Annotated in this window: 13 protein-coding genes and 1 pseudogene; 10 read left to right on the top strand and 4 right to left on the bottom strand. The window is 60.9% G+C overall.

All coding sequences use genetic code 11. From position 1 onward, the window contains the following. Window positions 1-13: 13 nt before the first annotated feature. Both AC3D25_RS27280 and AC3D25_RS27275 read right to left on the bottom strand, forming a co-directional pair. On the bottom strand, window positions 14-1,261 hold the full coding sequence (locus tag AC3D25_RS27280; protein ID WP_488891602.1) for a LysR family transcriptional regulator: 1,248 nt from the start codon (window positions 1,259-1,261) through the stop codon (window positions 14-16). 265 nt (window positions 1,262-1,526) lie between these two features. Continuing rightward, the gene (locus tag AC3D25_RS27275) at window positions 1,527-2,360 is read right to left on the bottom strand and encodes a class I SAM-dependent methyltransferase (protein WP_488891601.1); all 834 of its coding nucleotides are present in this window, start codon (window positions 2,358-2,360) and stop codon (window positions 1,527-1,529) included. A gap of 373 nt (window positions 2,361-2,733) precedes the next feature. On the opposite strand from AC3D25_RS27275, the gene AC3D25_RS27270 reads away from it, so the two are divergent. After that, on the top strand, window positions 2,734-3,438 hold the full coding sequence (locus AC3D25_RS27270) for a dienelactone hydrolase family protein (RefSeq protein WP_488891600.1): 705 nt from the start codon (window positions 2,734-2,736) through the stop codon (window positions 3,436-3,438). 55 nt (window positions 3,439-3,493) lie between these two features. Here AC3D25_RS27270 and AC3D25_RS27265 read toward each other — a convergent pair. After that, window positions 3,494-3,652 (bottom strand): annotated as a pseudogene (locus AC3D25_RS27265) (SDR family oxidoreductase); the annotation flags it as partial. A gap of 11 nt (window positions 3,653-3,663) precedes the next feature. Between AC3D25_RS27265 and AC3D25_RS27260 the strand changes: the two are divergent. From AC3D25_RS27260 to AC3D25_RS27250, 3 genes are all read left to right on the top strand, one after another. Further along, window positions 3,664-3,915, top strand: a complete 252-nt coding sequence (locus AC3D25_RS27260) for a type 2 periplasmic-binding domain-containing protein (protein ID WP_488891599.1) — start codon at window positions 3,664-3,666, stop codon at window positions 3,913-3,915. A gap of 155 nt (window positions 3,916-4,070) precedes the next feature. Further along, complete coding sequence (locus tag AC3D25_RS27255) at window positions 4,071-4,637, top strand: hypothetical protein (protein WP_488891598.1); 567 nt, start codon at window positions 4,071-4,073, stop codon at window positions 4,635-4,637. A 52-nt stretch (window positions 4,638-4,689) separates the two neighbouring features. After that, complete coding sequence (locus AC3D25_RS27250) at window positions 4,690-5,316, top strand: MlaC/ttg2D family ABC transporter substrate-binding protein (protein WP_488891597.1); 627 nt, start codon at window positions 4,690-4,692, stop codon at window positions 5,314-5,316. 12 nt (window positions 5,317-5,328) lie between these two features. Here the strand turns inward: AC3D25_RS27250 and AC3D25_RS27245 are convergent, their stop codons facing one another. Then, window positions 5,329-5,613 carry a hypothetical protein gene (locus tag AC3D25_RS27245; RefSeq protein WP_488891596.1) on the bottom strand — a complete coding sequence of 95 codons (285 nt, stop codon included), beginning with the start codon at window positions 5,611-5,613 and terminating at the stop codon, window positions 5,329-5,331. A 1,176-nt stretch (window positions 5,614-6,789) separates the two neighbouring features. Between AC3D25_RS27245 and AC3D25_RS27240 the strand changes: the two genes are divergently transcribed. From AC3D25_RS27240 to AC3D25_RS27215, 6 genes are all read left to right on the top strand, one after another. Then, complete coding sequence (locus tag AC3D25_RS27240) at window positions 6,790-8,214, top strand: two-component system sensor histidine kinase NtrB (protein ID WP_488891595.1); 1,425 nt, start codon at window positions 6,790-6,792, stop codon at window positions 8,212-8,214. Window positions 8,215-8,225: 11 nt separating this feature from the next. Continuing rightward, window positions 8,226-8,864 (top strand): response regulator transcription factor, encoded by a 639-nt coding sequence (locus tag AC3D25_RS27235; protein WP_488891594.1) that lies wholly within the window; start codon window positions 8,226-8,228, stop codon window positions 8,862-8,864. A 148-nt stretch (window positions 8,865-9,012) separates the two neighbouring features. Continuing rightward, complete coding sequence (locus AC3D25_RS27230) at window positions 9,013-9,396, top strand: response regulator transcription factor (protein ID WP_488891593.1); 384 nt, start codon at window positions 9,013-9,015, stop codon at window positions 9,394-9,396. Window positions 9,397-9,555: 159 nt separating this feature from the next. Beyond that, window positions 9,556-10,113 carry a lipid-binding SYLF domain-containing protein gene (locus AC3D25_RS27225; RefSeq protein ID WP_488891592.1) on the top strand — a complete coding sequence of 186 codons (558 nt, stop codon included), beginning with the start codon at window positions 9,556-9,558 and terminating at the stop codon, window positions 10,111-10,113. Window positions 10,114-10,268: 155 nt separating this feature from the next. Continuing rightward, complete coding sequence (locus AC3D25_RS27220; RefSeq protein ID WP_488891591.1) at window positions 10,269-11,531, top strand: efflux RND transporter periplasmic adaptor subunit; 1,263 nt, start codon at window positions 10,269-10,271, stop codon at window positions 11,529-11,531. A 13-nt stretch (window positions 11,532-11,544) separates the two neighbouring features. Further along, window positions 11,545-14,775: an efflux RND transporter permease subunit gene (locus AC3D25_RS27215; RefSeq protein ID WP_488891590.1), complete on the top strand. Its 3,231-nt coding sequence runs from the start codon at window positions 11,545-11,547 to the stop codon at window positions 14,773-14,775.

Below are 14,775 nucleotides of genomic sequence, written 5' to 3'. Positions count from 1 at the left end.
GGCTTCAAAGCGGCTAGCTTCCCGCTGCGCTCACTGTGCGGGTGACATCGACCACCGACAGACGGATCGCGTCGATCAATGCGCGAGCGGCAGGTGACGGCGTGCCCGCGGCTCGCATGGTGAGTCCGATATCGCGGCCGGTATTGTGCAACTTCAGTTCGAGCACGGCCAATTGACCCGACTGAACCTCGTAGTGCAACTGCTGCGCCGACAGCGCGGCGACCATGTCCGTGCCGACTAGCAAACCCCGGATAACGGCGAGGTCAGCAGTCTCCACGGTCGCCATCGGCGGCTTGACCTTGAGCCGTTTGAACTGCGTTTCGAAAAGCGCCCGCGCCGGCGCGTTGCTGCGTGGCAAGACCCATTGCGCGTCGCGCATGTCCATGATCGTGAGATCGCGCGCGCGCGTGAGCGGATGATCGCGGCGGGCCAGAATCACCATGTCTTCCGACATCAGCCGCTCGTTTTTCAGGCCGCTCGCCGCGTCGTTGTCGCGCAGCGCGCCGAGGATGAAATCGATATCGCCTGCGCGCAGCCCGGCGACCAGCGCGTCGTAACTGCTCTCGTCTGTCACGACCTGCACGCCGGGATTCTCCGCGCTCATCCGCGCGATCGCTTTGGGCAGGATCAACGTGCGGCCGAGCGGCAGCGCGCCGACGTTCACCGCGCCCTGAATTTTGCCGTGCAACGCGGCGATATCGTCGGGGACGTGGCGCAACTCGTTCAGCGCGCGGCGCACGTGAAGCAGAAAAGTTTCGCCTTCGGCCGTAAGCAGGATGCCGCGCGGGCTGCGATGAAAAAGACTCAAACCCGAGCCGCTCTCGAGCACGCGAATAGCGGTACTCACGGCAGGCTGGCTGATACCGAATGTTTTGGCCGCGCTCGGCATATGCCGATGACGCGCGAGCGCGATGAACAACTGGAGCCGTCGCGTATTGAGCAGATACGCGGGCAGTGCGCCTTCGGCGGCCGGCCGCCGTCGTGCCTGCCGCGCCGCGCACCAGTGCGCGAGATCCTGCAGTTCGGAGAAGATCCGCTCGCAACGCGTCAAGACCGCGCGTCCCACTGCCGTGGGCAGCATGCCGGCCGGGCTGCGATCGAACAGCGGTTCACCAAGCGCCGATTCCAGTTCCTGAACGGAGCGCGTCACGGCGGATTGCGCGCGAAAGAGCGCCGCCGCCGCGCGCGTCGCGCTGCCCAGTTCGGCGACAAGCCGAAATGCGCGCAGTTGCGCCAGATTGAGCAGTTCGCTGTTGCTCACGGCGCGAGACGCAGCGATGCGTCGTTAGAGGTCAGCGTTTCGCTCGCCATTGCGCTGCGTAAGTACAGCGGCTTGAGACTTCGTTTCGTTGCCATCTGTTCTGTTTATGGATCGATCATGGACTGAGCGCCGGGTTGCGCAACACGGATTATCCGCGATTCCGGCGACGCGTCACAGTCTATATCTTTAGATCCAGATGTCGATGAAAGCGCTCTGGCTTCGGCAGCAGCGGGTCATGCGAACGGCACGTGGCAACGCGCCGCCGCTACTTTCGTTCTATCACTACCTCCAGATACTCGCTCGGTAGAACCAGCGCGCTATCGCCCGAACGATTGTGGCTTTCCATCAATGCCATGATGTCCTTCGTCAGCGCGCTTTGCTGCGTGTCGTCGAGCGTGCCATAGGCCTTGGCGAGCGGTCCGTAATAAGTGCGGAATACGTCGAGCCAGTGCTCCGGCGAGCGATAACGGAAGGTGAAATGGCGGCTTGTCGTATGAATATCCCGCGCGACGCCACTGAAAAATTCCTCGAGTGCCGAGACCGTGCCCCACAGCGCGGGAGACCGGACGCCCGGCGCGGGCGGCACATATTTGCCTAACGTCTTGAACACCTGACCGATAAAGCTTTCCGGCGTCCAGTTTGCGAGCCCGATCTTGCCGCCCGGCTGGCAGACGCGCGCGAGTTCGCTGGCGGCCTTCTTCTGATCCGGCGTGAACATCACACCAAAGGTCGAAATGACGACACCGAACGATGCATCGGCGAACGGCAGGTTCTCGGCGTCGGCTTCCTGAAACAGGATCGTGTGGCCTTCGGCGGTGGCGCGTGCGCGGCCCGCTTCGAGCAGCGAAGGCACGTAGTCGGTGGACGTGACCTCGCACCAGCGGCGCGCTGCTGCGAGCGTCGCGTTGCCGTTGCCCGCCGCGACATCGAGCACGCGCGTGCCGGCTCGCAGATCGAGCGCCTCGCACAGGTTTTCTCCGACGATCTGCAGCGTCGTGCCGACCACCGCGTAGTTGCCGGTGGACCAAGCGCCTTGTTGACGGGCTTTGACCGCGGCGAGATCGACGGAGCGCGATGAATCGGGAGCAGGTGTAGACATAGGAATTCCTCAGGGATTTGATGTACGCGGGTCTTAGCCGGGACGAGAGCCAAGAAAGTAAAGCCGTCAGCGTGACTTAAGCGTCGGTCGGATGCTGCGTATTTTTGAGTCTCGAAAGCGCGTTTCTTTCACGCTGAAAATTCGAGTGCGCGACATTCGAACGAACCCGATAAATGGTGCGACGCGCGTACCGTTGCGCACAATGCGGCGGACGTTGTCGCGGTTGCGCAAAACGCGATTACCGTCCGCCCGCGTTCAAGAAGACGAACGACCCGCGCCGCGTTTTGAACCGTGCGCGGATCTTCTCGCCGGTGGCTGCATGGCCGCCGCTCTGGCGCTATGCTAGCGACTCCGCCCAACCAGGAGTCACCCGATGAAACACGCGCTTGGATCGACGATCACCTTTAGCCGGCCTGACGGCCAAGAGGTCCAGGGTTATCTGGCAAAGCCTGAAAAAGCCGCAGGCGCGCCCGCCATTGTCGTGATTCAGGAATGGTGGGGCGTGAACGCGCAGATTCGGGGTGTCGCGGACCGGCTTGCCGAGTGCGGATATGTGGCGCTGGTGCCGGATCTCTTTCGCGGCAAAACGACTGTGGAAGAAGCGGAAGCGGAGCATTTCCTTGGCGAACTCGACTTCGGCGATGCTGCGAGTCAGGACATTCGCGGCGCGGTCGATTATCTTAAGACGTATTCCACGCGCATCGGCGTGACCGGTTTTTGCATGGGCGGCGCGCTCACGCTACTCGCGCTGTCGAATATTCCGGATCTGTCGGCGGGCGTCGTCTGGTACGGCTTTCCGCCGCTCGAATATATCGATGCAAGCAAAATTAAAGCGCCGGTGCTGGGTCACTGGGCTACGCAGGATGCGTTCTTCGCGGCCGAAACGGTCGATGCTTTAGAGACCAAGCTGACGGACGCGACCGTCGATGTCGAGTTTCATCGTTACCTCGCGCACCATGCTTTCGCCAACGAAGATGCGGTCGGCACCGGTCGAATCTCCAGGACTCAGTTCGACCCGGTCTGGTCGCAACTGGCCTGGGATCGGACGCTTACTTTCCTCGGTCGCACGCTATGGTGACGCGTGCGCCGAAACGGCGTGCGCCGAAGCGGCGCGAGCCGAAGCGGCGTGCGCCTTAGCGCTTCGAGCCGCCATCGACGTGCCGGGTCTTACCGGTGATCCAGTGCGCGCCGTCCGACGCGAGAAACGCGACGGCGCCGCCGATATCGCCGGGTTGCGCAATGCGCTTGAGCGCCTGCATGCCGAGCGTGACCTCGCGCCCGGCATCGGTTTCAGCAGAGCGGCGTGACGATCACGCCCGAGCACGGTGTCGACAATCTGGCGATGGCGATGGCGATGTCGCTCGTGGCGTCCACACGCGGCCTTGTCTTGCTGCCCGAATACGCTAAGAATCTGCTGCCTTGGCCGGTTGTTAGCCGGCTTCTGGTAGGCAACGCGCCCACCATCGATCTCGTGATCGGCTATAGCCGCGCTAACACGTCGGCGGTGCTGAAGTTATTTTGGTCGAAAGAGAACGAGTTGATTGCGTCGGACTAATCGTGACTGTGATGTGGGACCAAGGTCCAATATCGCGCGCGAAGGGCTTGAGCTAGTCTCGTCCGGATCGCAGGACGCGAGCGAGGCGTCGATATTCCGGAGAATTCAGCATGTACCTTGTTAAGAAGCGGCGCGCATCGCTAAGCGCACTTGTCATGGCTGTCCTGACAATGGCCGCATTGCCGGTTCCGGCGAGCGCCCAAAGCGTGACGGAAGTTTCGGCCGCCGGACCCGACGGGGCCGGCGCGGCTGCGCTGATCCAGACCCGTGCGACGGTTATCGGCATCGACGCGGCGACCCTCACCGTGACATTGCACGGCGTCGGCGGACGGACTTTCGAGGTGACGGTGAGCCCGGAAGCAGGCGATATCAACAAACTGAAGATAGGCGATTCCGTCGCTATCGCGTATCAGGAATCGCTGCTGATTCACGCGGACAAGGTGCAATCGAACGGAATCCGCGAACGAATCGACTCGACTGAAATTATTCCCGCGTCGGGCGGCGTGGCCGCGTCCGCACATCGGATACAGGTGCTGGCGACGATCGTAAAGGTGGACAGGAAAACTCGCCTCATTACGCTGCGCGGTCCGCTCAAGACAGGCACCGTGAAGGCTGGCCCGGATATAACGCTGGCTGATCTCAAGGTCGGCGACAGCGTTCGCGCCGATTTCGTGACAGCGACGGCCGTAAAGGTCACGCGCGATTCGTCGCCTTTGAACTGACAGCCGCGCTTCGCTTCATTTCTCGATGCATCAAGCTCTCTCGGTGTCGGCCATGATAAGGAAGATGCGTTGGGCGTTTTGCATCCTGTTGCTCGCGAGCATTAGCGGCTCGCTAGCCGCGCAGACCGACGCCATGGGTGCGCCGGACGACATGATGAAGGCGGTCACGCGCCAGGTTCTGCAGCAGATCAAGAGCGACAAGGCCATTCAGGCCAGCGACATGGCACGCGTTACCGCGCTCGTCAACAGTGCAATCCTGCCATATGTCGATTTCACGCGTACGACGCGGCTCGCGATGGGCCGCAACTGGAGTTCGGCAAGCGAGCCGCAAAGGAAAGCGCTCATCGACCAGTTCAGGCAACTGCTTATCCATACCTACGCAGGCGCGTTGTCGCAAGTACGCGATCAGGAGATTACTTATCAGCCGCTGCGCGCTTTGCCCGCCGATAACGATGTCGTCGTGCGTTCGACGGTCGCCAGCAACGGCTCGGCGGTGGAACTGGACTATCGCCTTTACAAAACGCCGCAAGGGTGGCGCGTGTACGACATCAACATTCTGGGAGCGTGGCTGATTCAGGTTTATCAGCAGCAGTTCGCGGAACAGGTCGCACAGCACGGTGTCGATGGCTTGCTCACGTTCCTGACAAAGCGCAACGAGCAACTGGCAAGCGGACAATAGAGCCGGCCTCGATCAGTTGCAGCCTTGATTCGATGCCGTCTTTACGCAGGTCTTGCCAGTCGGGCTACGGTAAACACCTTTGCCGTTTTTCGTCTTGGCTTCTCCGCCGTTGCTCGTATGGCTCGTCGCGACGCCATTCTGATTTTTCTCGGACGACCATGCTTTCCCGGTCCGCGCGTTGTAGCCGCCAGCCTCTTGTCCGTTTTCGCAAACCGTACGCCCTGTCGCCGTTCTGGTGCATCCGGCATAGGCATGGCTCGCGAACACGATGCATATCGCAACTGCTAAGAATTTCATGTTTGTTTCGCCTTTCGATTAGCCAAAAATGCGAGGAAGTCGTCCGCTTGAATGAATAGTAGGTCAGCTAGCGCATGAACGATGGTCAAGTTCGACTCTCACATCGCGTAAGCAGATCCGTTGTAGCTAAATGTTGCTAAGCGGCGTGTCCAGGAGGCCGTTAAGCAGGCCGATAAGCGCTCAAAGGAAGCCACCGTGACAACACCGCTAGCGGCGATCTCAACGACGTGTTCGCGGTTCGCATTACCGGGACTCGTCGCGATTCATTCGGTCTCGGCGACAGCGCAGGGAATGGAGCCGCGTGCATATTCGGCGGTGCCGACCGGAACGAACCTCGTCGATCTCGATTACACCCGGTCGAGCGGCGACGTGCTTTTAACTCATCGCTTCCTGTTAGCGATCTGCACGCGCAGATCAATACTTATTCGCTAGGCTTCTCGCATAGCTTCGATCTGCTAGGCCGCGTCGCGATCGTCGGTCTTTTGACGCCCCATGGGAAAGCTCGCGGTATCGCATGGCTTGACGACGACAACCGGAGGCAACTTTCAGCGTATCTCGCTTGCGCGTCAGTATCGCTGGTTCAACCGCTGATCGGATTATTGTCCTAAGCGGTTCAGGGTATCGTGCATTGGCGTAATCGATACTCGCACGATACTGGCGAGCGGCGTTCCCATTTCCTCGATGGAAGCTTAGCGCGCACGCAAGCGCCCACGCTAAAGCAAGACTAGACGACTGTGGACTATCACGGTATTGGACCTTGGCCCAACACAATCGTAGGATGTGAGTCATCCGTGCGTGCCAAACTATTGTCTTTACGTTCTGAACTTATGTGACTACCATTTGTTCAGGCATCCGGAAGTTATTGCCGATATATAACGCCGATGTGCGGCCGCGTACCTGCCAATTCCAGCCGCACCCGTGCGGTGCCGTGCCCTTGGTGAAGACCAATATAGAAAAATCAATAAGTGAAACAATGCGACACGCATGACCGACGTTGCGCGTAATAGACGTGCGAGAAAGCGTCACTCCTGCGATGTCACACGATCAATGTTCCCGACTATATGCACGGGTCTATGCTCCCCGCCGGTCGAGCGCCAACGAGCGCCAAACGAACGGCCACGGAATCACAGCGAGAACTCGTGTCCAGTTGTGAAACGCCTGGGAGAGCAGGACACCATGACGCAATTCCGAAGGCTTGTTTCCTCTGCGCGTGTATTGGGATCTCAACTCTTTAATCGCTTTCTGAATTCGAATGAACCTGCTGCCGGCAAAGGCAACGCGCTTCGCGCCGCCGGGACGTTTCCTTTGCCATTGCCTTTGCCAGCCAGTGAGCAAAGTTCTGACACCCACTCCGCCGACGCAAGAAGCGCACGTCCCTTCTGGCCGACCGCCCGACCGGTCGGTCGCATGAATTACGACTCGCCCTCAGCCGCGCGGCCACAGTCTCAGCGCGCCGCTGGCCCAACGGCTTCGTCACGCGGATCGCGGTACGACGCATTGCCCGGGCAGTACGCGACTCAATCGTCAGAGCGCCACGGCGATCCGGCAAGCGATGTAATCGACTATCTTCCGATTGCCATCATGGTGGCCGATTGGGGCGGCAGAATCGTTCGCGTCAATGCGTCGGCGATTAAGCTGCTGGGTTATAGCCGCGAAGAGCTAATCGAAACACCTCTAGACATTCTGATCCCTTGGCGAACGACGGCGACGAATGCGTTAAACGACATCGGCGATCAATCGGAAAGCGTTTTTCGACGCAAGGACGGTAGCGAATTTCCCGCCGAGATTACCGTGTCCGCGATGTCGCGAGACGGCGCGGCGGGATCGCTAGTGAGTATCGTCGATAGAACAGAGCGGCACGAGTTGCAGCGAAACCGAATGCAGTTGGCGCACCTGACGCGCGTGTCCGCGCTAGGCGAACTTGCCGGATCGCTTGCCCACGAATTGAATCAGCCGCTAACGGCAATACTTAGCAACGCGCAAGCCGCGCAGCGTTTCATGGGAACAGACCCAATCGATCTCGACGAAGTAAGGGAAATACTGTGCGATCTCGTCGATGACAATCATCGCGCAAGCGACGTGCTCCGCAAGATAAGATCGCTCGTACAGAAAGGTGAATTCGAAAGCGCTCCCTTAAGCATCGCGAGTGTCCTCGACGACGTCGCGCTCCTCATGCGTAGCGACGCCGTCGTGCGCGGAATCGGCCTCACGGTATCCGTCGCGGCCGATCTCTCGCCGGTTCACGGTGACAGGGTGCAGTTACAGCAGGTGGTGATCAACCTGCTTCTCAATGCATTCGATGCCGTCGAGTCGTCGCCGTTGCGCAGCCGGATCGTGTCGGCCGAGGCCGTTTCGCACGGCGCGGACGAGATCTTGATCGCCGTGCGCGATAACGGCCCCGGCGTTGCAGCCGATACGTTCGACAAGCTGTTCACGCCTTATTTCACATCCAAGCGCGAAGGCCTCGGGCTAGGACTTTCGATCAGCCGTTCGATCGTGGAAATGCATGGTGGCCGAATCTGGGCGGAGAGCAATCAGCAGCAGGGCGCTGCATTTTTCTTTACCTTGCCGACTAGGCAAGAACCGAATCTCGCGCGTTAGGAGTGGCTGCCATGAACGAAGAGGTCTTCACGGTCTACATAGTGGACGACGACGCCAGCGTGCGTCGTGCGTTGTCGCGGCTGATTCGGTCGGCGGGCTACACGGCGATGCCGTTTGCATGCGCGCGTGAATTTCTCGATGCGTTTAACGATTCGCACGGGGCCGCGTGCCTGGTGCTCGACGTCGGAATGCCCGATATAAACGGTCTCGATCTGCAACGCCAGTTGAACGGTACCCACGATGCGATTCCAATCGTCTTTCTGACGGGACGCGGCGATATCGCAATGACGGTCGGCGCAATGAAGGCGGGCGCCACCGACTTTCTCACGAAACCCGTCAACGATACCGCGCTGCTCGATGCGATCAAAAGCGCCTTCCGGCGCGCCGCCGAAATTGCCGCAACTCGAATGGAACTGGCCTCCATCACTACGCGCATGGCGCGGCTTACGCCTCGCGAACGCGAAGTCCTGTCGCTCCTGTTAGGCGGACGGGTCAACAAGCAAGCCGCCGGCGAACTCGGCATTACCGAAAAGACCATCAAGGTGCATCGCGCTCGCGTGATGGAAAAAATGGAAGCGCGCTCGATGGTCGAACTGGCGCGCTGTGTCGATAAGGTTGTCAGTCCGCAAGCGCCGCATCCCTTCGCCTGAAACCCTCCGCAATCTCCAGGCGCCGCCCGTTTCGCCGGGGGCTCGGTGCTATTGGACCAAGGTCCAATAGCACCGATGTATCAATTGTCATAACCTCGTTGCAAGGTCAAACCACATTCGCCAGGCGCCAGGATGAGGATCATTTGCCATGAGCCAGAACAGCCCATTCGTCGCAATTGTGGATGATGACGAATCGGTGCGTCGCGCGATCAAGCGGCTGTTGCGTTCCGCCGGGCTTGCCTCGGAAACCTTCAAATCGGGCGACGAGTTTCTGGAGATGTTCGACTCGATCCCTTCGTATCGTCCCGCCTGCATCGTGCTCGATGTCCAGATGCCGGGCCTGAACGGGCTCGAGATTCAAAGGCGTCTAGGCGCGAGCGCCATTCCCGTTATTTTCATCACGGCCCACGACGAGGCCGGCGTCCGCGAGCAGGCGCTGGCCGCGGGCGCGGCGGCGTATCTGCGCAAACCGTTCAACGACGAAGTGCTGATCGAGGCCGTGCGCACGGCGTTAAGTCCAGGCCACGCTTGAGCGGCGATGCTCGTTTCGCGCCGCTTGGGGAAAGATCTATTGGACCAAGGTCCAATTGCATTAGTGCGATGCCAATACCACTATTGCCTAGACCCCGGAGCTAGGCCGAGCCGGATTTGCGCTTACACCGTGACGTCGTTTCCGAATGGAGTACGCACCATGATCAAGCACTTAAGGCTGATGCTCGCGGTTCCGCTTTTGCTCATGGCGCTAAGCTGCTCGACGCAAGCGCCTTCGACGATTGGCGACCCCGATCTCGAAGCAAAGGCGCGTGCCTCCCTGCAGCAACTCGCCGGTACGGCGCCGCGAACCGCGCAATTGCAAAAGCTGGCGAAAGGCGTTCTGGTGTTCCCTGACATTCTCAAGGCGGGCTTTATCGTCGGTGGTCAGACAGGCAAGGGCGTCATGTTCGGCCCTGACGGTCAAGTGCTCGGGTATTACTCGATAGATGCAGTCTCCTATGGCCTTCAGGCAGGCGGGCAGTCGTTCTCGCAAGCCATGTTTCTCATGACGGACTCCGCGATGAGCTACCTCACCAGCAGCGACGGCTGGTCGGTCGGCATGGGTCCGAGCGTGGTCGTGGTAGACGAAGGAGTGGGGAAGACGCTGACCAGCGATACGCTTCAGTCCGATGTCTATGCCTTCATTTTTGGCCAGCAGGGCTTGATGGCGGGACTCGGCGTAACGGGACAGAAGATTTCCAAATACAACCCTTGAGGCAGCTTTGTCGCGCGTTCGACGCGTCGCGATGGTCTGGCCGCGGGCTTTGAATGAAACACCCGCAACCAGTGATCGACCCTCACTCCGGCCAAGGGTCAGCGTTCGCCGGATACGGAACACCGCTCGCGCCGGGCTTCTGGTTGGAGACTCACATGGTGATCTCAGCTTCGCAGGTCGATCGTGCCGATGCCACGCGCGCGCGCTGGCGGACACGCCTGACATGGGCTATCGCTGGCGCGGCGCTCGCGTTGCTCAGCGCGTGTCACAAGGAGGCGGCGGCGCCAGCGCAAGGTCCGATCGAAGTCTCCGTGATGACGGTGACCGAGCGCGATACCCCGGTCGATTTCGAATTCACCGCGCAGACCGAAAGCTCGCGCGAAGTCGAAATTCGAGCGCGCGTGGACGGTTTCCTGGAGAAGCGCGTCTATACGGAAGGCCAGCCCGTGCGCGCCGGCGAGACGCTCTTTCTGATGGACGCCAAGCCTTTCGAAGCCACGCTGCAATCCGCGCGCGGCGAACTTGCGCAGCAGCAGGCACGGCTCACGGTAGCGAAAGCCAATTTGCAGCGCGTGCTGCCGCTGGTCGAACAGAACGCGTTGAGCGTGAAGGATCGCGACGATGCAACCGGCAGCGAGCAGGAAGCCGAAGCCGCGGTGATCGCGGCGCGTGGGCAGGTGCGAACCGCCGAACTCAATCTCAGCTACACGACGATCAAGTCGCCGCTCGCGGGTTTGTCGAGTTTCGCGAAGCAGCAAGACGGCAGCTATGTGACCGCTGCCGCGACGGGACTTTTGACGTCTGTCTATCAGCTCGACCCGATGTGGGTGAACTTCAGCGTCTCGGAAAACGAGTTGCTGCAGTATCGCGACGAGGTCGAGAAGAACCGCCTGCGCTTTCCTCGCGGCAACGATTTCGATGTCACCGTCGTGCTCGCGGACGGCACCGTGTTCCCGGTCACCGGCCATATCAACTTCACCAACCCAGCATTCAGCGCGCAGACCGGCACGTTCCTCGTGCGTGCGTCGTTCGCCAATCCGAAGGGTCTCCTTCGTCCCGGCCAGTTCGTGCGGGCACGCGTGTCGGGCGCGGTGCGTCCCAATGCGATCCTCGTCCCTCAGCGCGCGGTGCTGCAAGGCTCGAAGAGTCATTTCGTATGGGTCGTCGACAAGGACTCGAAGGGGCATCAGCGCGTCGTTGAAGTCGGTTCCTGGCACGGCGACGACTGGTTCATCACGGACGGTTTGAAGCCGGGCGAACGCGTCGTGGTGGATGGCGCGATCCGGGTTGCGGCCGATGCACCGCTCAAGGTGAGCGACGCGCCGCCCGAGGCGGCGAAAGGCGAATCGCCGCAAGCGGCGAAAGGCGAATCGCCGCAAGCGGCTCAGGGTCAGTCCCAACCGACCGCGACGAACTAACCGGGCCGGTGAAATGAACATTTCCCATTTTTGTATCGACCGGCCCATCTTCGCTTCGGTCATCTCGATTGTCATCACGCTTGGCGGCACGCTGGCGATGCTCGCCTCGCCGATCGCGCAGTATCCCGACATCACGCCGCCGCAGATCACGATATCCGCGACGTATCCTGGCGCGACGGGCGATGTGGTCGCGAACAACGTGGCCGCGCCGATCGAGCAACAGGTCAACGGCGCGGACAACATGATCTACATGAACTCGTCGAGTTCATCGACGGGATCTTTCACGCTGAACGTCTTCTTCGAAATCGGCACGAACCCGGAACTCGCGCAGGTCGATGTGCAGAACCGCGTGAACCTCGCGTTGCCGCAATTGCCTTCGTCGGTGCAGGCGCAGGGCATTCAGGTGCAGAAGAAATCGTCGGCGTTCATGATGGTGGTCGCGATCTATTCGCCGACCGACCGCTACGACCCGACCTACATCGCCAACTACGCGAACATCTATGTGCTCGATGCGCTCAAGCGCATTCCGGGCGCGAACCAGGCCAGCATCTTCGGCACACCCGATTACGCCATGCGTATCTGGCTAAAGCCGGACCGCATGGCGCAACTGGGCGTGACGGCCTCCGACGTGCAAAAGGCGGTTGCCAACCAGAATGAGCAATTCGCGGTCGGCAGCATCGGGCAGTCTCCAACCGGCAAGCCCGTCGAGCAGTCGTTTGCCGTGACCACGACAGGGCGGCTGACGGATGCCGCCGAATTCGAGAACATCATCATCCGGGCAGCAAGCGGCGATGCCGCCATCGTCCGTCTGAAGGACATCGGGCGCGCCCAGCTCGGGCAGAAAGACTACTCGATCCGCAGCAAGTTCCAGGGCAAACCGGCCACGGTGCTCGCGGTGTATCAGCAGCCCGGTGCCAACGCGCTCGAAGTCTCGAAGCAGGTTCGCGCGACGCTCGAAAAGATGAAAAAGAGCTTCCCGGAAGGCCTGGAATACAAGGTCGCGATGGATACGACCGAGTTCACGCGCGCGTCGATCTCGGATGTGATCCACACGTTCTTCGAAGCGCTCGTGCTCGTGGTGGTCGTCGTGTTCGTGTTCCTGCAGAGCCTGCGCGCCACGCTGATTCCGGTGCTCGCCGTACCTGTATCGATTGTCGGCACCTTCATGGGTATGCTGGCGCTCGGCTTCTCGATCAACATGCTGACGTTGTTCGGCATGGTGCTCGCGATCGGCATTGTGGTGGACGATGCGATTGTCGTGATCGAGAACGTCGAACGCAACATGAACGTTCACAAGCTGAATCCGAAAGATGCGGCCAAACGCGCGATGGACGAGGTCGCGGGACCGGTGATCGCGATCGTCCTCGTGCTGTGCGCGGTGTTCGTGCCGGTCGCGTTCCTCGGCGGGATCACGGGCCAGTTATACAAGCAGTTCGCCATCACCATCGCTATTTCGGTCATCTTGTCAGGCGTGGTCGCGCTGACGTTATCGCCCGCGCTGGCCGCCTTGCTTCTGAAACCCGGACACCACGAAAAGCGCGGTTTCTTCCGATGGTTCGATAACGCGTTCGGCCGCCTGACCGAGGGGTACACGCGCGCCGTCCGGCTTGTCATCAAGCGCTTCGCGGTGGCGTTGTTTTTCTTCGCCGGCATGATCGTGCTCGCCGTGATCATGATGCGGGCGATTCCAACCTCGTTTCTTCCCCCGGAGGATCAGGGCTATCTGCTCGGCGCGGTCATCATGCCGGACGCGGCGAGCCTCGACCGCACCGGCGATGTTTCGAAGCACGTTACCGATTACTTCATGAAGCAGCCAGCCGTGGACAGCGTCACCATCGTGGACGGTTTCAGTCTGCTCGACAGCCAGAACAAGAACAATGCGTCGACGTTCTTCGTGGGCTTCAAGAGCTTCGACGAGCGCTATGAATCCGCGAACATCAGGACGCAGAATGCGAAGGCGGTTTTGCTCGGTGCGTACGAGAAACTGTCGCAAGTGAAGGAGGGGATCATCCTGCCGGTCAATCCGCCGTCTATTCCAGGGCTCGGCACGACCGGCGGCACGGAGATGTGGATCCAGAGCAAAGGCGACGCGAACACGGCGCAACTCGCGGGCGTCGTGAACGATTTTCTCGCGAAGGCAAAGCAGCGCCCGGAACTCGCGCGCGTGACGTCAACGTTCAACGCGTCGTCGCAGCAGTTGCTGGTCAATGTCGATCGCGACCGCGCGGAGACGCTCGGTGTTCCGGTCGAGGAAGTCTATAGCGCGATGCAAACGATGTTCGGCTCGCTCTATGTCTCGCAATTCAACCGGTCGAGCCGTCTCTGGCAGGTGATCGTGCAGGCGGAGCCGTCCTACCGGCTGAAGCCGCAGGATCTCGACCAGATCTACGTGCGCAGCAAGACGGCCAGCATGGTGCCGCTCAAGGCCGTCGTGACGACGAAATTCGTCACGGGACCGGACCTCGTCACGCGCTTCAACAACTTCCCGGCGGTCAAGATCACTGCCAATCCGGCGGCGGGCTATAGCTCGGGCCAGGTGCTCGCAGCGCTCGAGGAAGTCGGCCATGAAGTGATGCCGCAGGACTACGGTATCGGATGGAGCGGGGAAGCTTACGAAGCGAAGCAGGCGGGCAGTACCTCGGGACTGGTGTTTGTCTTCGGCCTCATCATGGTGTTCCTCATCCTCGCGGCGCAATACGAGAAATGGAGCCTGCCTATCGGCGTGCTGCTGGCCGTGCCGTTCGCGCTTTTCGGCGCGCTGCTCGCGATCATGCTGCGCGGTCTAGAGAACGACGTCTACTTCCAGATCGGCTTGACCATGCTGGTCGCGCTCGCCGCCAAGAACGCGATCCTGATCTTCGAGTTCGCGGTGCTGAACCGCGAGTCGGGCGAGTCCGTCTACGACGCAGCGGTGACGGCGGCCACCGAGCGCCTGCGCCCGATCGTGATGACTTCGCTCGCATTCATCCTCGGTTGCGTGCCGCTCGCCATCGCGGTCGGTGCGTCGGCCAATAGCCGGCATTCGATCGGCACGGGCGTGATCGGCGGGATGCTGGGCGCGACCGTGATCGCCGTATTTTTCATCCCGATGTTCTTCTACGTGCTCGAATCGCTCTCGGAGCGCACGAGCAAATCGAAGACGCCAGGCCCTTCGGCAGGCTCGCCGGATGCGGGCAGCGGGGACAGCAGCGGCAGCGGCGGTGCGCCGAGCGTCACGCCGTCCGCCAGACGCGAGGGCGATTGA

This window comes from Caballeronia sp. SL1002 (assembly GCF_057814995.1).
This window is presented reverse-complemented; position numbering and strand designations above follow the sequence as displayed.